The sequence below is a fragment of the Massilia sp. MS-15 genome, from assembly GCF_020176695.1.
GTDB classification, from domain to species: Bacteria; Pseudomonadota; Gammaproteobacteria; order Burkholderiales; family Burkholderiaceae_D; genus Telluria; species Telluria hydrophila.
Genome location: NZ_JAIWIA010000021.1, coordinates 1 through 20,182 on the forward strand (window position 1 = coordinate 1; position 20,182 = coordinate 20,182).

At 67.9% G+C, this 20,182-nt stretch carries 18 protein-coding genes and 1 other RNA gene; 10 read left to right on the top strand and 9 right to left on the bottom strand.

What is annotated here, in order from left to right:
- Positions 1-260: 260 nt before the first annotated feature.
- On the top strand, positions 261-1,211 hold the full coding sequence (locus tag LCI23_RS08915) for an AAA family ATPase (RefSeq protein ID WP_224946108.1): 951 nt from the start codon (positions 261-263) through the stop codon (positions 1,209-1,211).
- A 9-nt stretch (positions 1,212-1,220) separates the two neighbouring features.
- Here the strand turns inward: LCI23_RS08915 and LCI23_RS08920 are convergent, their stop codons facing one another.
- The 4 genes from LCI23_RS08920 to rnpB form a co-directional block, all read right to left on the bottom strand.
- The gene (locus tag LCI23_RS08920) at positions 1,221-1,472 is read right to left on the bottom strand and encodes a hypothetical protein (RefSeq protein WP_224946109.1); all 252 of its coding nucleotides are present in this window, start codon (positions 1,470-1,472) and stop codon (positions 1,221-1,223) included.
- A gap of 73 nt (positions 1,473-1,545) precedes the next feature.
- Entirely contained in the window at positions 1,546-2,076 is a 531-nt protein-coding gene (locus LCI23_RS08925) for a DUF6622 family protein (RefSeq protein WP_224946110.1), read from the bottom strand.
- Between the two features lie 128 nt (positions 2,077-2,204).
- Positions 2,205-3,698: a glycerol kinase GlpK gene (gene glpK, locus LCI23_RS08930; protein ID WP_224946111.1), complete on the bottom strand. Its 1,494-nt coding sequence runs from the start codon at positions 3,696-3,698 to the stop codon at positions 2,205-2,207.
- A 25-nt stretch (positions 3,699-3,723) separates the two neighbouring features.
- Positions 3,724-4,070, bottom strand: an RNA gene (gene rnpB, locus LCI23_RS08935) — RNase P RNA component class A.
- Positions 4,071-4,265: 195 nt separating this feature from the next.
- On the opposite strand from rnpB, the gene LCI23_RS08940 reads away from it, so the two are divergent.
- From LCI23_RS08940 to rpoH, 5 genes are all read left to right on the top strand, one after another.
- Positions 4,266-5,972, top strand: a complete 1,707-nt coding sequence (locus LCI23_RS08940; RefSeq protein WP_224946112.1) for a thiamine pyrophosphate-binding protein — start codon at positions 4,266-4,268, stop codon at positions 5,970-5,972.
- 161 nt (positions 5,973-6,133) lie between these two features.
- A complete protein-coding gene (gene ftsY / locus LCI23_RS08945; protein ID WP_224946113.1) occupies positions 6,134-7,240 on the top strand; it encodes a signal recognition particle-docking protein FtsY in 1,107 nt (368 codons plus the stop codon).
- 8 nt (positions 7,241-7,248) lie between these two features.
- Positions 7,249-7,926 (top strand): cell division ATP-binding protein FtsE, encoded by a 678-nt coding sequence (locus LCI23_RS08950; protein WP_224946114.1) that lies wholly within the window; start codon positions 7,249-7,251, stop codon positions 7,924-7,926.
- Positions 7,923-8,837, top strand: a complete 915-nt coding sequence (ftsX, locus tag LCI23_RS08955) for a permease-like cell division protein FtsX (RefSeq protein WP_224946115.1) — start codon at positions 7,923-7,925, stop codon at positions 8,835-8,837. The genes LCI23_RS08950 and ftsX overlap by 4 nt, the downstream gene beginning before the upstream one ends.
- 452 nt (positions 8,838-9,289) lie before the next feature.
- Positions 9,290-10,180 carry an RNA polymerase sigma factor RpoH gene (gene rpoH / locus LCI23_RS08960; protein ID WP_224946116.1) on the top strand — a complete coding sequence of 297 codons (891 nt, stop codon included), beginning with the start codon at positions 9,290-9,292 and terminating at the stop codon, positions 10,178-10,180.
- Positions 10,181-10,435: 255 nt separating this feature from the next.
- Here the strand turns inward: rpoH and LCI23_RS08965 are convergent, their stop codons facing one another.
- Positions 10,436-10,744 carry a GNAT family N-acetyltransferase gene (locus LCI23_RS08965; protein ID WP_224946117.1) on the bottom strand — a complete coding sequence of 103 codons (309 nt, stop codon included), beginning with the start codon at positions 10,742-10,744 and terminating at the stop codon, positions 10,436-10,438.
- A gap of 261 nt (positions 10,745-11,005) precedes the next feature.
- On the opposite strand from LCI23_RS08965, the gene yghU reads away from it, so the two are divergent.
- Positions 11,006-11,842 carry a glutathione-dependent disulfide-bond oxidoreductase gene (gene yghU, locus LCI23_RS08970; protein ID WP_224946118.1) on the top strand — a complete coding sequence of 279 codons (837 nt, stop codon included), beginning with the start codon at positions 11,006-11,008 and terminating at the stop codon, positions 11,840-11,842.
- 106 nt (positions 11,843-11,948) lie between these two features.
- Positions 11,949-12,428: a VOC family protein gene (locus tag LCI23_RS08975; protein ID WP_224946119.1), complete on the top strand. Its 480-nt coding sequence runs from the start codon at positions 11,949-11,951 to the stop codon at positions 12,426-12,428.
- Between the two features lie 121 nt (positions 12,429-12,549).
- Here LCI23_RS08975 and LCI23_RS08980 read toward each other — a convergent pair whose 3' ends face one another.
- The 4 genes from LCI23_RS08980 to pstS form a co-directional block, all read right to left on the bottom strand.
- Positions 12,550-13,113, bottom strand: coding sequence for a manganese efflux pump MntP family protein (locus LCI23_RS08980; RefSeq protein ID WP_224946120.1), 564 nt, complete (start codon positions 13,111-13,113; stop codon positions 12,550-12,552).
- A 74-nt stretch (positions 13,114-13,187) separates the two neighbouring features.
- Positions 13,188-15,893 carry an EAL domain-containing protein gene (locus tag LCI23_RS08985; RefSeq protein WP_224946121.1) on the bottom strand — a complete coding sequence of 902 codons (2,706 nt, stop codon included), beginning with the start codon at positions 15,891-15,893 and terminating at the stop codon, positions 13,188-13,190.
- Positions 15,894-15,976: 83 nt separating this feature from the next.
- On the bottom strand, positions 15,977-16,624 hold the full coding sequence (locus LCI23_RS08990; protein ID WP_224946122.1) for a winged helix-turn-helix domain-containing protein: 648 nt from the start codon (positions 16,622-16,624) through the stop codon (positions 15,977-15,979).
- Between the two features lie 56 nt (positions 16,625-16,680).
- Positions 16,681-17,709 (bottom strand): phosphate ABC transporter substrate-binding protein PstS, encoded by a 1,029-nt coding sequence (pstS, locus tag LCI23_RS08995; protein WP_224946123.1) that lies wholly within the window; start codon positions 17,707-17,709, stop codon positions 16,681-16,683.
- A 189-nt stretch (positions 17,710-17,898) separates the two neighbouring features.
- Between pstS and LCI23_RS09000 the strand changes: the two genes are divergently transcribed.
- Entirely contained in the window at positions 17,899-18,312 is a 414-nt protein-coding gene (locus LCI23_RS09000; RefSeq protein WP_224946124.1) for a hypothetical protein, read from the top strand.
- A gap of 18 nt (positions 18,313-18,330) precedes the next feature.
- Complete coding sequence (gene ggt / locus LCI23_RS09005; RefSeq protein WP_224946125.1) at positions 18,331-20,118, top strand: gamma-glutamyltransferase; 1,788 nt, start codon at positions 18,331-18,333, stop codon at positions 20,116-20,118.
- Positions 20,119-20,182: the final 64 nt, after the last annotated feature.

A 20,182-nucleotide genomic window follows, 5' to 3' on the forward strand; every position in this document is an offset into this window, starting at 1 on the left:
TGTCTCCTAAATCAGTCACTTAGGAAACGGATTGAAGGTTGGACCTCACTTGTACAGACAATCTTTACGTTTGATCAAGATCACCTCTTGACGCGATTTTCTTTTTAGAAACATATTTTGCCGTGCCGAATTCCCGTGTGGGGCTTGGCGCGACTCAACCGAAAGCGTTAGGATCGAGCCAAGGCGCAGACCCATCAGCCCATGGCCCGCTCGGCCCGATGGCGCAGCCGGATCGGAGCGGGCCAGCCAAGGAGACAGCCGTGAGCATCGCACTTGCCCGCACCTGCGCGGTCTACGACCTGGCCGACGTCCAGGAAGCGCTGGACCGCAGCCGCGGCCGCTCCCCGGAACTCGAGGCGTTCTACGAACGCATGCTGGAGACCGGGGCCGACCGCTTCGTCACCCGGCCCTCGTCGGTCGCCGCGCTCGATCCCCTGTTCGAGGAGTGTCCGAATTTCGACGAAGTCCTGGACGACCTGGCGCGCTACCTGGCCCTGGCGCACGCGGGCGACCGCAGCTTCAATGTCATGCCGATCCTGCTGCTGGGCGGAGCGGGCGTGGGCAAGACCCATTTCGCGCGGCGCCTGGCGCGGGTGATGCAGACCGAATGCGAACTGATCAGCATGAACGCCTTGTCGGCCGGCTTTGTCATCACCGGCAGCTCGGCCAGCTGGCGCGGGGCCAAGTGCGGCAAGGTCGCCGAGCGCCTGGTGCGCGGCCAGTTCGCCAATCCCGTGATCGTGCTCGACGAAGTGGAAAAGGCGAGCGGCTCGACCCAGTCCGACCCGCTGGCCGCGCTTTACCAGCTGCTCGAGCCGGAGACGGCCAGCAGCTTCCGCGACGAGTTCATCGACGTCGAGATCGATGCCTCGCAGATCTTCTGGGTGCTGACCGCCAATTCGGTCGAAGGGATTCCGCACCCGCTGCTGAACCGCATGGCGGTGTACGAGGTGCCCGCGCCCACCCTGGAGCAGGCGGCCGGCATCGCCCAGCGCATGTACGCGGGGCTGCTGGACGAACTGAACCTGGCGGCTTTCGATCCGCGCCTGGGCGACGTGGTGCTGGATAAACTGGTGGGCATATCGCCGCGCGACCTGCGCAAGACCCTGCTCGATGGCCTGGGCCACGCGGTGGCGGCAGGGCGCGGACACGTGATCGCCGCCGACATCCGCCTCAAGCCGACGCCGGGCAAGGGACGGATCGGGTTCTGAAACCGGCCGCTAGCGCCGCGAGCCGCCGATGGGCTCGCCCTTCCACACGCAGATGAGGACCAGGAGCGCGGCCAGCCCGAACACCCAGGCCTCGAAATACCACACGTTGTGGGGCAGGATCAGCACGGCGCCGGCGAGCAGCAGCACGAAGAAGCCGATGAACACGACCCAGCCCTGCCAGGTGAGCGGCAGGCCCCAGCCCCAGCCATGCCCGGGCGGCTTGGCGGGGAACCAGTAGCGGGGCTGCGTCTTGTCCTTCATGTCTTTTCCCTTCGCGGCGTGCGTGCTTTCCCGGATGATGCCAGCGGCCAGGGCGACTAAAACTCTCCGATTGTCACTCGGTGGCCGCCAGGACCCGCGCGCCGCCCCGCTGCGCACCCAGGATGGCCCGTCCGGCGGCGAGGTCGCGCGCCAGCTGGCCCAGGAAGTAGCCATTGCACAGTCCGAGCAGGCCGCAGGCCGGCAGCGCGAAGCCGGCGCCGTCCGCCAGCTGCGGCCGTACCGCCTGCAGCACGGCGATCGCATACTTGACCACGAACACCGCCAGCATCATCCCGAGCGGCGCCCAGCTGCCGCGGATGCGCAGCGTGCCGGCCGCCTTGCCCGCCACGACACGGCTGCCGCCAAAGGTCCAGCGCTGCAGCCCGATGAGGGCGGCGCCCGCGAGCCAGGCGCCCATCGCCGCCGAACCGAGGCCGTAGCGCGCGCCGACCGATTGCAGCGCCAGCACCAGCATCACCAGCGGGATGATCGCCAGGCGCACGGGCGTGATGTCGCGCTCGCGCAGCGCCAGCACGCCGCGCAGCACCAGGAAGGCCAGGATGGCCCAGACGTAGGACGGGGTGTGGATGAGGATCTGCGACATGGAAGGCTCTCGCGGGTTTGGAATACGGGCAGTGTAGGCGGGCCGGGGGACGGGCAGCGGGCCTTGCGACAAAGGGCCGCCGCGCGGCGCGAACTGCATGCCGGCAGCGCCAGTTGCGCCAGGCCGGCCTAAGCCTGGTCCTGCGCCCAGCCCTTTGCGTGCGCGACCGCCCTGCCCCAGCGCGCCATCCGTTCGCTGCGCTCCTGCTCTCCCATCGCCGGCTCGAAGCGGCGCTCGACCTGCCACTGGCGCGCGATGTCTTCCCGGCTGTCCCAGTAGCCTACCGCCAGCCCGGCCAGGTAGGCCGCGCCCAGCGCCGTGGTCTCAAGGACGCGCGGGCGCAGCACCGGCACGCCCAGCAGGTCGGCCTGGAACTGCATCAGCAGGTCGTTGCGGGCGGCGCCGCCGTCGGCGCGGATCTCGGTGACGGCGCAGGCGGCATCCTTCTGCATCGCCACCAGCAGTTCCGCGCTCTGGTAGGCGATCGCCTCGACCGCCGCGCGCGCGATGTGGGCGCCGGTCGTCCCGCGCGTCATGCCGACGATGCTGGCGCGCGCATAGGGGTCCCAGTGCGGCGCGCCCAGGCCGGTAAAGGCCGGCACCAGCATCACGCCGCCGCTGTCCGGCACGCTCAGGGCCATGGCCTGCACGTCGGATGATTGCCGGATGATGCCCAGGCCGTCGCGCAGCCACTGCACGGTGGCGCCGCCCATGAAGACGCTGCCTTCCAGCAGGTAGTCGGTGGTCCCGGCGACCGTCCAGCCGACGGTGGACAGCAGCCGGTGCTGCGACACCGGCGGCGCCACCCCGGCGTGCATCAGCATGAAGCAGCCGGTGCCATAGGTATTCTTGACCAGTCCCTTGCGCTGGCAGGCCTGGCCGAAGGTGGCGGCCTGCTGGTCGCCCGCGATGCCGGCGATCGGCAGCGCCGCGCCGAACCAGTCCGCGGCCGCCAGGCCCACGACCCCGGAACTGGCGACGACTTCAGGCAGCACAGCCGGCGGGATATCGAACAGGTTGAGGAGCTCCGCGTCCCAGCGCAGGGTATGGATATTGAAGAGCATGGTGCGCGCGGCATTGCTGGTGTCGGTGACGTGGCGTCCGCACAGGCGGTACACCAGCCAGCTGTCGACCGTGCCGAAGGCGAGTTCGCCCCGCTCGGCGCGCGCGCGCGCGCCCGGCACGTGCTCCAGCAGCCAGTGCAGCTTGGTGGCGGAAAAATAGGCGTCGAGTTCGAGGCCGGTGCGGCGCCCGATCTCGCCGGCCTGCCCTTGCGCGCGCAGCTGCTCGCAGAAATCGGCGGTGCGGCGGTCTTGCCAGACGATGGCGCGCGCCACCGGTTCGCCGGTGGCGCGGTCCCACAGGATGGTGGTCTCGCGCTGGTTGGCGATGCCGAGCGCGGCGACCTGGGCGCCATCGACGCCGGCCTGGCGCAGTACGGCGCGCGCACAGGCGAGCTGGCTGTGCCAGATGTCGAGGGCGTCGTGCTCGACCCAGCCGGGCTGGGGAAAGTGCTGGGGATATTCCTGCTGGCAGCTGGCAACCGGCAAGCCGGCGCGGTCGAACAGGATGGCGCGCGAACTGGTGGTGCCCTGGTCGAGGGCAAGGATGTATTGCTGCATCGATGACTCCACCAGGGCCGAATTCAAGTAAAGCAGGCCGATAGGCCGGATTCTGTGTAGTGGTCTCCCTTGCGGGACGCCCCTATGACAGCCATTCCTCTAGGCGCTGGATTACTCCAGCGCTCAAGCTTCCTACCCGCACGCTCCGCGAGCAACATCAACGCGTGCCTATTTGGAATTGCTCCAGGTGGAGGTTACCGCGTTTCACCGTAACTGAATACGCTCGTCTCTGTGGCCCTATTCCTCGCCTTATACCCGGCTTGCGCCGGGCTTTCAGCGGACGGCCGTTAACCGTCACCCCGCTCTGTGGAGTCCGGACCTTCCTCCCGCCCGCACCCGAAAGTGAGGACCAGCGGCTGTCTGGCCTGCTTCACGGGAGGCATTGTAACCGATCGGGCTGGCGCCGGGCCGGCGCAGTGCGCCGCTGTCGTTTTCCGCGCAGGCTCCCGGCCGGCCTGGCGGGCGAACGCCGCGTTTTCTGAAATTTCGTGTCGCCATTTCAAAATCCTTGCCCCGCCCATCCACATAGAATGCCCGGATGCCACAACTCCAAGGATGACCGACACCATGACGCACCCTTTCCGCAGCGGCGGCCAGATCCTGGTCGATGCGCTCCATACCCACGGCGTGGACACCGCCTTCGGCGTGCCCGGCGAAAGCTATCTCGACGTGCTCGATGCGCTGCACGACTCAAGCATCCGCTTCGTGATCAACCGGCAGGAGGGCGGTGCGGCCTTCATGGCCGAGGCCTACGGCAAGATGACCGGCAAGCCCGGCATCTGCTTCGTCACCCGCGGCCCGGGCGCGACCAATGCCTCGATCGGCGTACATACGGCCTACCAGGACTCGACCCCGATGATCCTGTTCATCGGCCAGGTCGGCAGCGACTTCATCGACCGCGAAGCCTTCCAGGAAATCGACTACCGCCGCATGTTCGGCCAGATGGCGAAATGGGTGGCCCAGATCGACCGCGCCGACCGCATCCCCGAATACGTGGCGCGCGCCTTCCAGGCGGCCACCAGCGGCCGCCCGGGCCCGGTGGTGCTGGCGCTGCCGGAAGACATGCTGGTGGCGCAGGCGGCCGTGGCCGACGCGCGCCGCTACCAGCCGGTGCAGGCCGCGCCGGCGCAGGCGCAAATCGAGCAGCTGCGCGCCATGCTGCTTGACGCCCGGCGCCCGGTCGTGCTGCTGGGCGGCGGCTCCTGGACCGAACAGGCCTGCGCCGACCTGGCCCGCTTCGCCGAGGCCAACCGCCTGCCGGTGGGCTGCACCTTCCGCTTCCAGGACCTGCTGGACAACGCGCACCCGAACTACGTGGGCGACGTCGGCATCGGCATCAACCCCAGGCTGGCCGCGCGCGTGAAAAACGCCGACCTGGTGATCGCGATCGGCCCGCGCCTGGGCGAGATGACGACCGGCGGCTACTCGCTGCTGTCGTCGCCGGTGCCGCGCCAGAAGCTGGTGCACATCCATGCCGACCCGGACGAACTGGGCAGCGTCTACCAGGCCGACCTGATGATCGCCAGCGGCCCGGCGCAAGCCTGCGCGATGCTGGCCGCGATGGCGCCGGTGGACGCATCGGCCTGGGCCGGCACGGTGGAAGAAGCGAAGGCCGAGCTGGCTGCCTGGCAGGCCCAGCCGCCGATCTTCGCCCAGGGCGGCGGCGCCCCGCTCGACCTGTGGCAGGTGGTACAGGAACTGATGCGGCAGGCGCCGCGCGACACCATCGTCACGAACGGCGCCGGCAACTACGCCACCTGGGCCCACCGCTTCTACCGCTACGGCGGGCGCCGCACCCAGCTCGCGCCGACCAGCGGCGCCATGGGCTATGGCGTGCCATCCGGCGTGGCGGCCAAGATCATCGCGCCCGAACGCACCGTGGTCACCTTCGCCGGCGACGGCGAATTCATGATGACCGGCCAGGAACTGGCCACCGCCGTGCAGTACCGCGCCGGCCTGCTGATCTTGCTGTTCAACAACAACATGTTCGGCACCATCCGCATGCACCAGGAACGCGACTATCCGGGCCGCGTCTCGGGTACCGAACTGCACAATCCGGACTTCGCCGCCCTCGCGCGCGCCTATGGCGGCCACGGCGAAGTGGTCGAGACCACCGAGGCCTTCGGGCCCGCCCTGGAGCGCGCGCTGGCGTACGCCCGCGAACGCCAGCTGCCGGCCCTGATCGAGCTGCGCTACGACGGCAACCTGATCACGCCGAACGCGACGCTGGACACCATCCGCCAGAACGCGCAGGCGGCCCGGGCGACGGCATAAGCGGGGAGCGTGGGCGCCTGCCCACGCCCACCGGATTTCCTCCCCACCCTGGTCCGGCGCCGGACCGGGGTGGGCGCGTCTTGCTGCTCTGGTAAAATATTCGCACCATTTTTCATCGCCGGTTCCCACCGGCCCCTGCGCAGGATCCGCCCCCACCATCTATGTTTAGTTTCTTTAAAAGAAAGAAGCCGGAAGCCGAGGCGAGCCCGCCCGCGGCGGCCGAGCCAGCCGCGCCAACTGCGCCCATCACCGCCAAGGAGGTGGCGCCCCGGCCGGCCCCGCAGTCCGCTCCCCTGCCCGAACCGGCGCACCCCGCCGAAGGCGAACTCTTCCCCGAAACCGCCGAGCGCCCCACCAGCGTCGCGGAGCAGAAGAAATCCTGGATGGCGCGCCTGAAGGCCGGCCTGTCCAAGACCTCGAGCAACCTGTCGCTGCTGTTCGTCGGCGCCCGCATCGACGAGGACCTGTACGAGGAGCTCGAGGCCGCGCTGCTGATGTCGGACGCCGGCATGGACGCCACCGAACACCTGCTGTCGGCCCTGCGCCGCAAGGTCAAGGAAGACAAGCTGCTCGACGCCGCCGCCGTCAAGGCCGCGCTGAAGGAGCTGATGATCGAGCTGCTCATGCCGCTGCAAAAGCCGCTGGAGCTGGGCCGCCACGCGCCGCTGGTGATGATGATCTCGGGCGTGAACGGGGCCGGCAAGACCACCACCATCGGCAAGCTGGCCAAGCACATGCAGCGCTTCGACCAGTCGGTGCTGCTGGCCGCCGGTGACACCTTCCGCGCCGCCGCGCGCGAGCAGCTGATGGTCTGGGGCCAGCGCAACAACGTCACCGTGATCTCGCAGGCCTCGGGCGACCCGGCCGCCGTGGCCTTCGATGCGGTGCAGTCGGGCAAGGCGCGCGGGGTGGACGTGGTGATGGTCGATACCGCCGGCCGCCTGCCGACCCAGCTGCACCTGATGGAAGAGCTGAAGAAGATCAAGCGCGTCATCGGCAAGGGCATGGACGGCGCGCCGCACGAAACCCTGCTGGTCATCGACGGCAATACAGGCCAGAACGCGCTGGCCCAGGTCAAAGCCTTCGACGACGCGCTCGGCCTGAGCGGCCTGATCATCACCAAGCTGGACGGCACCGCCAAGGGCGGCGTGCTGGCCGCGATCGCGCGCACGCGCCCGGTGCCGGTGTACTTCATCGGCGTGGGCGAGAAACTGGACGACCTGCAGCCGTTCGACGCCGAAGAATTCGTCGAAGCGCTGCTGGGCTGAGGAAGCAGATGATCGAGTTCCAGTCCGTCTCCAAGCAATACTCCTCAGATGCCTATGCGCTGCGCGACGTCTCGCTCAGCATCGCCAAGGGCGAACTGGTCTACCTGGCCGGCCCGTCCGGGGCCGGCAAGTCGACCCTGATGAAAATGGTGGCCGCCGTCGAGCGGCCCAGCAGCGGCGTGGTCACGGTCAACGGCCAGGACATCGGCCGCATCAAGAAGGCCGGCATCCCCTTCCTGCGCCGCAACCTCGGCCTGATCTTCCAGCACCAGCGCCTGCTCAACGACCGCAACATCCTGGCCAACGTGATGCTGCCGCTGCTGGTCACCGGCGCTCCCAGGGCCCAGGCCGAAGGGCGCGCCCGCGCGGCCCTGGACAAGGTGGGCCTGGGCGAGCGCGCCCGCGCCCTGCCGCTGGAACTGTCCGGCGGCGAGCAGCAGCGGGTGGCGGTGGCGCGCGCCATCGTCAACCGCCCGCAGATCATCCTGGCCGACGAGCCGACCGCCAACCTCGACCGCGCTGCGGCCGACCGGGTACTGGACGCGCTGCGCGCCTTCCACGCCGCCGGCGTCACCTGCCTGATCTCGACCCATGACGACACCGTGCTTGACAGCGCGCAGGCGCGCGTGATCCGCCTCGCGCACGGCGAACTGGCCGACGCCGGACGCACGGGAGGTGCGGCATGAGCCCCTGGATCCGCCAGCACAGCTTCGCGCTCGGTTCGGCCCTGTCCACGGTGCGCAAGGCGCCGGGCAGCTTCCTGTTCAACGTGCTCGTGGTCGCCTTTGCCCTGATGCTGCCGTTTGCCGGCATCACCCTGCTCGACAACGTGCGGCCGCTGTCCGAACAGCTGTCGGTCGATCCGGAACTGAGCGTGTTCCTGGAGCTCGACGCCACGCGCGAGCAGGCGGCCGCCCTGCAGCCGCGCATCCGCGCCATCGCCGCCGCCGGCGGCAAGGCCGAGCTGGAATTCGTGCCGCGCGAGCGGGCCCTGGCCGCGATGAAGGACAGGAGCGGCCTGGGCGACGTCCTCGACACCCTGGGCGACAACCCGCTGCCGGACAGCTTCCGCATGCGCCTGGACGGCAGCAGCGCGGCCAGCCAGGTCGATGCCATCAGCGCGCAGTTGCGCGCCCTGCCCGGCGTCGACGTGGTGCAGGTCGACTCGGCCTGGGTCAAGCGCCTGGCCGCGATGCTGGCCATCCTGCGCCTGGCCCTGCTGCTGCTGGCGCTGACGCTGGGCGTGGTGGTGATCGCGGTGGTGTTCAATACCATCCGCCTCCAGGTGCTGACCCAGAAGGAAGAGATCGCCGTCTCGAAACTGCTGGGAGCGACCGACAACTTCATCCACCGTCCCTTCTACTACACGGGCGCCCTGCTCGGCCTGTGCGCGGGCGCGGTGGCGCTCGGCGCGGTGCTGCTGGCGCTGGCGCCGCTGAACGCGGCCATCGCCGATTTCGCCAGGCTGTACGCGTCGGAGTTCCAGCTGGCACCGCTCGGCGCGCTGGAAACGGCAGGCGTGCTGGCGATCAGCGCCGGCCTCGGGCTGATCGGCGCGATGCTGTCGGTGCAGCGTCACCTGGCGCGCGTGCGCTAAGGCTGCATCGCCGCATGCCGGCGCAGGGAGCGATATGGCTTAGCCGTCGCTCCCTACGCGCAGGCGAGCGCTATTCCTACAGGCCGCGCCCGCTGAAAGTGCGCCAGCCAACAGAAGCCGGCCGCAGGCGCCTCTAATCTGTCCCTAAGCGCCATTCTCCCGTTTTCCAGCTGTTTTTCGCGTACTTTTGATGTGAATCAAGCAAATCGAGCGTGCCTTTGTTCTACAGTAAAGATCTGCGCAGTTGATTCCAAATGGCAATACTTTAGCCAAACTTAATCGATTCCCGCGGACCGATCGATCGGCTAGCACTCACCTCGGGAGAGTGCTAATATATGCTTCGAAGACAGCAAAAAATCAAGGAAAGCATCCGGTAACAAGGGGTAACGCTGGTGTCGCGTGACATGGGTCCGTGGCACATTGGATGCAGATCACTACGAGGGAAATTGAACATGTCCGCACAATCCGCATTGGTTCCAGCCGGAAGTCGTGCTCTGGGCCTGGGCTTTACCGGCAATCTCGGCAACATCGACGCCTATATCTCGGCCGTCAATCGCCTGCCGATGCTGACCCACGAAGAGGAAGTTTCGCTGGCAACGCGGCTGCGGGAAAAGAACGACCTGGACGCCGCCCAGAAGCTGGTGCTCTCGCACCTGCGCCTGGTGGTGTCGATCGCGCGCGGCTACCTCGGCTATGGCCTGCCGCACGCCGACCTGATCCAGGAAGGCAATATCGGCCTCATGAAGGCCGTCAAGCGCTTCGACCCGAACCAGGGTGTGCGTCTCGTCTCGTACGCGATGCACTGGATCAAGGCCGAGATGCACGAATACATCCTCAAGAACTGGCGCCTGGTGAAGGTCGCGACGACCAAGGCCCAGCGCAAGCTGTTCTTCAACCTGCGCAGCAACAAGGTGGGGCTGGATACCATGACCCCGGGCCAGGTCGACGAGCTGGCGAAGATGCTCGACGTCAAGCGCGAAGAAGTGATCGAGATGGAAACCCGCCTGTCGGGCCGCGACATCGCCCTCGAATCGCCTACCGATGACGACGACGACAAGTTCGCGCCGATCGCCTACCTGTCCTCCGAACAGCAGGAGCCGACCCGCGTGCTGGAAGCGGCGCAGGTCGACCGCCTGCAATCGGAAGGCCTGGAAACCGCGCTCGGCAAGCTGGACCCGCGTTCGCGCCGCATCGTGGAAGCGCGCTGGCTGGCCAACGACGACGGCTCGGGCGCCACGCTGCATACGCTGGCCGAGGAATTCGGCGTGTCGGCCGAGCGCATCCGCCAGATCGAATCGGCGGCGCTCAAGAAGATGAAGGGCGCGCTGGCGGCTTACGTGTAAGCGCCTGCGTGCTTCAAAGAACACCCCCCGCTGCGGCGGTAATGCCGTTCAGTTAAGCAGTGCTGGGAGTATTTGTAGGGTGGGCGGGTCTCCGCCCACGCGGTCAACCAGCTGCGAAATCATCGCGTACGGCTTTCCATCGGCTAACTATCACCGCGTGGGCGGCGTAGCCGCCCACCCTACGCCCCCCTTAACTGAACGGCATTACCGCTGCGGCGGGTTTTTCTTTGACAGCTTCGATGCAGTCCTGTCGGCCTAATAGGTGTTCCAACCGAGCTCCATCACCCTGGATTCCTCGCGAAAGAACGCGCCGACACTGCCGACGAGCCGACCGGTCTCCTGTTCCTCGACCGACCACCATCCGGCGCCATCCAGGAGCCACATTCCCGCTTGTGAACAGAAGATCCGCCATGCAGCCTGGCGCTCGACCACGCCGATGTAGGCCGCGCTGACAGGGTCGGCACAATGCGCTGCGAATGCGTCGAAGTCTTCCCGCCGATATTCACGCAGGATCAGCCGGTCCGTGTGGAGGATGGGAACAGAAGTGGTGAATGCACCATTCATGCGCTGGATTCCTTGTGCCCGGCCTGCTTCAGGCCACGCTGCCGTTCACCGACCAGCAGCTTCTCGAGCGTGCGCATGTTCTCCATGTTGCCTCCGTCGATGTTCAAGAAACAAACTCTAGCATGCATTCCGCCCCGAAACTCCATGCGCCGGCCACTCCATGCGTGCTGCATTCCGTCCCGCGTTCGCAGGCGTGAAAACGCGTTCCCGCCGCCCCGGCTAGAATGATCGTTTTGACCAGGCATGCCCAAGGAGACCTTGATGACCGACCAGTACGTCCCGCCGAAAGTCTGGACCCCGCCCGCTTCGAGCGGCGGCGCCTTCGCCAGCATCAACCGCCCCGTGGCCGGTCCGACCCACGAGGCCGAACTGCCGGTCGGCAAACACCCGCTGCAACTGTACTCGCTGGCCACGCCCAACGGCGTCAAGGTGACGATCCTGCTGGAGGAACTGCTGGCCCTGGGCCACGCCGGCGCCGAATACGACGCCTGGCTCATCAAGATCAACGAAGGCGCCCAGTTCTCCAGCGGCTTCGTCGCCATCAACCCGAACTCCAAGATTCCGGCCCTGGTCGACCGCAGCGGCCCGGAGCCGGTGCGGGTATTCGAATCCGGTGCGATCCTGGTCTACCTGGCGGAAAAATTCGGCGCCTTCCTGCCGCAAGACGGCGTTGCCCGCACCGAGACCCTGAACTGGCTGTTCTGGCAGATGGGTTCGGCGCCTTTCGTGGGCGGCGGCTTCGGCCACTTCTATGCCTATGCGCCGGAAAAACTGCAGTATCCGATCGACCGCTATGCGATGGAGACCAAGCGCCAGCTCGACGTGCTCGAGCGCCAGCTGGCGCAGCAGCGCTTCGTCGCCGGCAGCGGCTACACGATCGCCGACATGGCGATCTGGCCCTGGTACGGCGGCATGGTGCGCGGCGAACTGTACGAGGCGGGCGAATTCCTGTCCGTGCACGACTATCCCCACCTGCGGCGCTGGGCCGACGAGATCGCCGCCCGCCCGGCGGTGCTGCGCGGCCGCAAGGTCAACCGGGTGCGCGGCAAGCCGGAGGAACAGGTGCCGGAACGCCACGACGCCGCCGACCTCGACTGAGCGGCGGCGCGGGGCCCTGTGCCAGCACCGGCACTGGCACAGGGCCGCATGGATGCGCTATGCTGGCGCGACGTCCTTCATCGTCTTTCCCTGCTCGGAGACCGCCATGTTCAGCAAGAACACGATTTGCCTCTGGTTCGATGGTGCAGCCCTGGAAGCGGCGCAGTTCTACGCCGCCACCTTTCCCGACAGCGCGGTGGGCGCGGTCTTCCATGCGCCGGGCGACTTCCCGTCCGGTAAGCAGGGCGACGTGCTGACGGTGCAGTTCACCGTGGCCGGGATTCCCTGCATCGGCCTGAACGGCGGGCCGGCCTTCCCGCATACGGAAGCGTTTTCCTTCCAGATCGCCACCGGGGACCAGGAAGAGACCGACCGCCTGTGGCACGCCATCGTCGACAACGGCGGCCAGGAAAGCGCCTGCGGCTGGTGCAAGGACCGCTGGGGCCTGTCCTGGCAAATCACGCCGCGCGTGCTGAGCGAGGGCATCGCCGACCCCGACCCGGCCGTGGCAAAACGCGTCTTCGACGCGATGATGGGCATGCGCAAGATCGACGTCGCCGCCATCGAAGCCGCGCGTCGCGGTTGAGGTCTGCACGCGCTGGCTGGCGGTGCCGCTTTCGCGCCGGATGATCTTGCCGCCAACGATCACCGCGTGGGTGGCGCCCACGGCCAACCGCCATTCCAGCTGCCGGGTACAGCCGCCCACCCTAGGCGGACAGGTGCTCGATCAGGATCGTGGTGCCGACCAGCACCAGTACCACGCCGCCGATGCGCTCGGCATTGCGTCCCACGGCCGCGCCCAGGCGCCGTCCGAGCAGCACGCCGATGGTGACCATCACCGTGGTCGAGATGCCGATCGCCGCGGCCGCGTGCACGATGGACACGTCGACGAAGGCCAGGCCGACCCCGACCGCCATCGCGTCGATGCTGGTCGCCACCGCCGTCAGCACCAGCACCAGCAGGTTCTGGGAGCCGCCCTCCGCTTCTTCCTCCTCGTCGGCGCCGAAGGACAGCCAGATCATGCGTGCGCCCAGCCCGAGCAGCAGGGCGAAGGCGATCCAGTGGTCCCACTGGCGGATGGCGTCGGCGGCCAGCGAGCCCAGCGCCCAGCCGAGCAGCGGGGTGATGGTCTCGATGCAGCCGAACAGCAGCCCGATGCGCAGGGCCTGCGGCAGGCCGGGCTTGCGCAGGGCGGCGCCCTTGGCGATCGCCGCGGCGAAGGCGTCGGTCGACATGGCAAGGGCGAGGAAAACGAGGGCGGTGAAAGTCATGCGAAGCGTCCAGTCAAGCGCGAGACGATAGCACATCCGTCAGCGCGGCTCCAGGTGCGGCCGGCGCGGGTACCTCAAACGGTGGTCCGGTCGAGCAGGAAGCGCCGTCGCATCATGTCCAGCATGGCACCGGCCGGCACCGGGCGCGCGATGAAGTAGCCCTGCACCTCGTTGCAGTCCAGGCCACGCAGGATGTCGAGCTGCTCTTCGGTCTCGACGCCTTCGGCCACAACCGCCATGCCGAGCGCGTGCGCCATCGACACGATCGCCTGGAAGAACACCCTGCCCTCCCTGGAGTTGCCGAGTTCCGTGGTGAAGGCGCGGTCCACCTTCAGCACGTCCATCTTCAGGCGCTGCAGCTGCGACAGCGAGGAGTAGCCGGTGCCGAAGTCGTCCACGTGCAGCCTGACCCCGAGTGCGCGCAGCGCGGCCAGCTCGGCCAGGATGTCGTCGTGGTCGCCCATCATGGCCGACTCGGTGATCTCTACTTCGATCAGGCTGGCCGGCACGTGGTGGCGCGCCATCGCGGCACTCAAGTGGCGCTGCACGCCGCCGCGCAGGAACTGCTTGGGCGAGACGTTGATCGAGACCGGCACCAGGTCCACGCCGGCGTCGCGCCAGGCGGCCAGCTGGGCGCAGGCCTTGTTGATCACGGCTTCGCCGATGCGCACGATCAGGCCGGTGCTCTCGGCCAGGGGGATGAACTCGCCCGGCGGCACCACGCCCAGCTCCGGATGCTGCCAGCGGATCAGCGCTTCCATGCTCAGCAATTCGCCGCTGCGCGCATCCACGCGCGGCTGGTAGTGGAGCAGGAACTGGTCCTGCTCGAGCGCTTCCAGCATGCGCTGCTTCAGGCGCGCGCGCGAATTCAGGCTGTTCGACAGGGTCGGATCGAAGAAACGGTACTGGCCCTTGCCTTCGTTCTTCCCCGCATACATCGCGATATCGCTGTGGCGCACCAGGGTCTCGGCGTCCTGGCCGTCGCGCGGGAACATGCTGATGCCGATCGATGCGCCGACCGCGTGCAGCTCGTCGCCGATCAGGAAAGGCACGCCGAAGGCCTCGACGATGCGCGCCGCCACCGAGGCGGCCTGGCGCTCGCCCTCGCAGGGATGCAGCAGCACCAGGAACTCGTCGCCGCCGAAGCGCGCCACCTGGTCGGTCGGGCGCAGCAGCGACAGCAGGCGCTGGGCCGCGCTCTTGAGCAGCTGGTCGCCGCTGGCGTGGCCATGGGTGTCGTTGACGTGCTTGAACTCGTCCAGGTCGATGAACAGCAAGGCCAGGCCGGCCTCGCTTGCGCGGGCCTGGGCCAGGATCGCCGGCATCGCGGCGAGAAATGCGTGACGCGTGGCCAGACCGGTGAGCACATCCTCGTTGGCCAGGCGTTCCAGCTGGGTCTCGTGGGCCTTGCGCTCGCTGATGTCCTGCAGGGTCACGGCCAGCCCGTTCCCGACCCGCACCAGGCGTCGGCGTCCCCAGCTGATGTTCAGGCGATTATCGGCCGGCATCCTGCGGTCGTCCTCGTAAAAGCCGGCTTCCATCGCCTTGCGGTAGGTGTCGAGCAGCGCATCGCCGAACAGGGCGTTGTCGATCTGCGACAGGCTGCTGCCCACCAGCGTGGCGCGGGTCAGTCCGTAGAAAAAGGCGCCGCGCTCGTTGCAGTCGACGATGCGGAAGTCGACGATCCCGCCCTCGCGGTCGCGCACGGCGGCGGCCATGTAGAAGCCGTCGTTGCCGCTTTCGGTCGCGGTGCGGTAGGCGCGCTGGACTTCTTCCTGCTCGCGCTCGCGCAGCACGGCGCGGCGCGCCAGCACCGAGCCGATTGCACCGAGCAGCAGCAGGCAGGCGCCGATGGCGATGGCGCGGTTGCGGCTGTCGATCCAGGCCGCCTGCGCCGGCGCCATGGCGCTGGCGTGCGACAGGCCGACCAGGCCCACGAGCGGATAGGCGCTCGAGTGGCGCCAGCCGAGCACGCGCGCCTGGCCGTCCCTGAAGCCATCCCCGCCCTGCACCAGGCGCACGCCGCGCTCGCTCAGCCACAAGTCATCGCGCAGGGGCAGCAGCTTCTCGCCGCCGTCAACGAAGGCGGCGCCGTCGCTGCGCTGCTCCGCGCGCAGCCGGCTCTCGCTGCCGGCCAGCGCCACCACCCCACCCGCTCCCAGCGTGGCGGGGCTGACGAAGGACGTGAAGTAGCGCGCATTCACCGCCATCAGTACGATGCCGTCGAATTCGTCGTCGCGGGTATCGAGGCGGCGCGTGAACAGCACCAGCTCGCCGGCTTCGCCTTCCTTGATGAAGTGCCGCGGCGCCGTGCCGATGCGCAGGGCGGTGGAGATGTGGTTGCGGTGCTGGACGAAGTAGGACACGGCCGACAGGTCGGTGCCCAGCAAGGCGGGCCGGGTCGAGGCCTGCACCATGCCGTCGCGGTCGACGATCGCGACCACGCCGAAGGCAGCATCGGTGAACATGCCGTCGCGGCGCAGCTCGTCGAGCAGTCCAAGGTCTTTCCGATGCGCGCGTCCCTTCTCCCAGCTGAACTTCAGCTGCATCGTGATCTGGTCCATCTGCCCCACCGAGCGCGTAATGTACTGCTCGTAGGCCTCGGCATAGGCGCCGGCATCCTTGCGCGCCTGGTTGTCCGCTCGCCGGTGCTCGGCGTCGGCGCGCACGACGGTGAAGGCCCACAGCGCCGCGCACAGGAGCATGGCCAGCGCCGGCCAGATGAAGACGAGATAACGGTTGGTGCGGGAAGCGGTGCGAACTGCGGCGGAAGTGCTCATGCAGGCTGGGGGTGAAGATTCAAGGTTGCCTGCAGTCTACTTGGCAAGCATGTCATCACCATGACATGGTCAAAGCATCCGGACTAGGTCGAGGACAACATGTAACCGGCTCCGCGCACGGTCTTGATCAGGGACTTGGCGCGTCCCAGCGCCTTGCGCAGGCGCAGCACGTGGACGTCCACGGTGCGCTGGTCAAGCGTGTCATGCGCCGCCCATACGTGTTCGAGCAGCTGCGCGCGCGAGAATACCTGGCCCGGATGGCACAGCAGGAAGCGCAGCAGCCGGTATTCGGCGTGGCGCACCTCGACCTTGTGGCTGCCGACCCGGACGCTGCAGCTGAGCGGGTCCAGCACCAGGCGTCCCAGGCGCAGCAGGCGCTCTTCCGGCGCATCGTCCGGCGGCTGCCGGGGGATGGATTCAGGGACCGGCGGCGGCAGGGACGCGCTGCGTTCGCCTTCCGTGCATTTGGCGGCGAGCAGGATCACCGGCTTGTCGCGCAGGCGGCGATCACCGCGCAGGCGCGCCAGCAGGCGCAGGCCGCCTTCCTGGCGCAGCATCGATTCCTGCAGCAGCAGTTCGGGGCGTTCGCGCCCGATGAAATCCCAGGCATGCGCCAGGCTCGGCACGCTGTACCAGACCCACTCGTCTTCGTGCAGCGAATACTTGAGCAGCTCGGCGATGGCCGGCGTGTCGTCGACGACCAGGACGATCGTGTTAGCCGTTGTCATCATGGGAATCCACTAAAGATCCGGCAGCCTGGCTGCCGGATCGTTTTGCATCGAACGGATCAGTAGATGGCCTTGCCCGACGCATCCTTCAGCTGGGTCTTCCATGCGGCCTGGATCTGTTGCACGACGGCTGGCGGCATCGGCACGTAGTCGAGTTCCGCGGCGGCGGCTTCGCCATTCTTGAACGACCAGTCGAAGAACTTCAGTACTTCCCTGGCCTTGTCGGCATTTGCCTGGCTCTTGTGCATCATGATGTAGGACGCACCGGTGATCGGCCAGCTCTTCTTGCCGGCCTGGTTGGTCAGGACAAGGCCAAAGCCCGGCGCGTTCTTCCAGTCGGCACCGGCGGCGGCGGCCTTGAAGCCCTCGTCGTCAGGCTGCAGGAACTGGCCGTCCTTGTTCTGCAGCTGGGTATGCGACAGCTTGTTTTTCTTGGCATACGCCCACTCGACGTAGCCAATAGCACCCTTGATGCGCTGCACGTTGGCGGCCACGCCTTCATTACCCTTGCCGCCAACGCCGGTTGCCCATTTCACGGCCGTGCCTGCGCCGACCGCGCTCTTCCACTCCGGACTCACCTTCGACAGGTAGTCCGTGAAGAGGAAGGTAGTGCCGGAGCCGTCGGCACGGTGAACGACGGTGATGTCGGCGGCCGGCAGCTTGACGCCCGGGTTCAGCGCCGCGATCGCCGGCGCATTCCACTTGGTGATCTTACCCAGGTAAATATCGGCAACGACCGCACCGGTCAGCTTGACCTGGCCCGGCGCGATGCCGTCCAGATTCAGGACCGGCACCACACCGCCCATGATGGCCGGGAACTGCATCAGGCCACTGCCTTCCAGGTCCTCAACCGGAAGCGGCATGTCCGACGCGCCGAAATCCACGGTCTTTGCCTTGATCTGCTTGATGCCGGCGCCCGAACCGACCGACTGGTAGTTCATGGCATTGCCAGTGGCTGCCTTGTAGTTCTCGGCCCACTTGGCGTAGATCGGGTACGGGAAGGTCGCGCCGGCGCCGGTAATATCAGCGGCGAACGAGGTCGACATGACAAGCGCGGCGGCAGCGCCGGCGAGAATCTTCTTCAACATGGGCTTCATATTCCTGTTCCTGGTGGGTGGAGGTATGTTCTGGACACCCGGCAAGTCTAGTGCGCGAATATGACGGGTTTATGACCGCTCGAATAAGGGTCCGATGACATCGGCAGGCGTCCGTGCGCGACCGCGCCGGACAGGTTTGCTATGATGAGAATTCCAAAAAAACAACCCAGTGGACATCGCATGCACACCCTGCTCCGTGTTCTCTCCTTCGGCTGCGCCACCACTGCATTTGCCAGTGCGCTGGCCGGCTGCGCTACCCCCGATCGCCTGCCCGAAGCGCGCTATGTCCTCGCCGAACACCAGGTGCTGCCGCTGGCCGAGCGCCTCAGCATTACCTACGAAGGCGCGGAAGACAGCCGCTGCCCGGACAATGCACGCTGCGTCTGGGCGGGACAGCTGTCCTACCGCTTCACCCTGCGCGTCGGCAGCGTGGCGCAGGCCTTCTACCTGGTGCCGGGCCGGCCCGGCTACATGTCGCCGGCGCTGCGCGGCTCGCGCATCGTGCTCGACCACCTGACGCCGCCGCCGCCGCGCGGCATGGCGAACCATCCGCCGCCGTCCTATCCGGTGGCCATCAACATCTACGCGCAATAGGCGCGCCGGCAGCGCCCCATGCGCAACGCGCTGCTGCTCGCCTGCGGGCTGGGCCTGTCCATCGTCCTGCACGCGCCGCCGGCGGCGGCCAGGACCCCGCTTGCCACCGGTACCGGGGGCGCCGTCGCCACCATCAGCGAACAGGCCTCGCGGGCGGCCATGACGATCCTGGACCAGGGCGGCAACGCGGTCGACGCGGCGGTCGCGGCGGCCGCCGCGCTGGGGGTGACCGACCCGTTCAGCTGCGGCATCGGCGGCGGCGGCTTCATGCTGGTCTACCTGGCGCGCGAACAGCGCGTGATCACCATCGACCACCGCGAAACCGCGCCGGCCAGCGTCACGTCCGCCGTCTTCCTCGAACACGGCAAGCCGCTCGACTTCGAGACCGTGGTGGCGAGCGGGGCCGCGGTCGGGGTACCGGGCACGGTGCGCGGCTGGCACGAAGCGCTGCAGCGCTATGGCAGCATGGAGTTCCGCCAGGTGCTGGCGCCGGCGATTGCCGTGGCCGAGAAGGGCTTCCAGGTCACTGAAATATTCCATCATTTGACGGCCCAAAATGAAAGAAAATTTCAGCTGTATGCGCCCACCAGTGCGCTCTACCTGCGCGACGGTAAGGCCCTGCCACCGGGTACCCTGGTGCGCAATCCCGGCCTGGCCCGCGCCTACCGCGAGATCGCCGCGGGCGGGGTCAAGGCCTTCTACGAGGGGCCGATCGCGCGCGCCATCGTCGAAGCCGTCAACCGTCCGCCGCTCGCGCCCGGCGCGCGCGCACTGGCGGGGCGCATGAGCCTGGCCGACCTGGCCAACTACGAGGCGCGCATTCGTCCGCCGCTGCGCTCCGCCTACCGCGGCTACGAGGTGGTCGGCATGCCCCTGCCCAGCAGCGGCGGCGCTACCGTGGCCGAGGCGCTCAACATCCTGGAAGGCTATGAACTGCGGCGCATGCCGCGGGTCCAGGCCGAGCACCTGTACCTGGAGGCCAGCCGCCTCGCCTTCGCCGACCGCAATGCCTACCTGGCCGATCCCGAATACGTCGACGCCCCGCTGGCCGGCCTGCTGTCGAAGGACTTCGCCGCCGCCCGCCGCAAGCTGATCGGGGCGCGCGCGGCGCGCGCAGTGGCGGCCGGCGACCCGTACGCCTACCAGGACGACCCCAGCATCCCCCTGCGCCCCCGGCACGCGCGGTCCGCACGTTCCGATACCAGGCTGCAGCGCGAGAACGCCCACACCACCCACCTGACGGTGTCCGACAAGGACGGCAACGTGGTGTCGTACACCTTCACCATCGAATCCTGGGGCGGCAGCGGCATCGTGGTACCCGGCTACGGCTTCCTGCTGAACAACGAGCTGACCGATTTCGACTTCGGCGGCCCGCACCCGAACGTGCCGGAAGCCGGCAAGCGTCCGCGCTCGAGCATGGCGCCGACCATCGTCCTGAAGGATGGCAAGCCGGCCTTCACCATCGGCAGCCCGGGCGGCGCCACCATCATCACCACGGTGCTGCAGACCATCTTCAACCACCTCGACCTGGGCATGCCGATGGACGCGGCCTTGAACGCCCCGCGCCTGTCCGAGCGCAACGGCGCGGCCACCTCGGTCGAGCCGGGCTTTCCCGGCAGCGCGGCGGCGCGCGCGCTCGAACGCCTGGGCCACCGCTGGGAAGCGGCCCCCGAGGAAATCGGTGCCGCCAGCGCGCTGGTGTTCCATCCGGACGGCAGCGTCACCGCCGTCAGCGAAGGCCGGCGCCACGGTGTCGGCACGGCGCTGGTGCAGCGCAGCGGACACCGAGGCAGCGAGGCCAACTGATCCGCTTTTGCTCGCTCCTGCGCCCACTCCCGGCTTACACTGTCAAGACGGCGCTCCGGCCCGC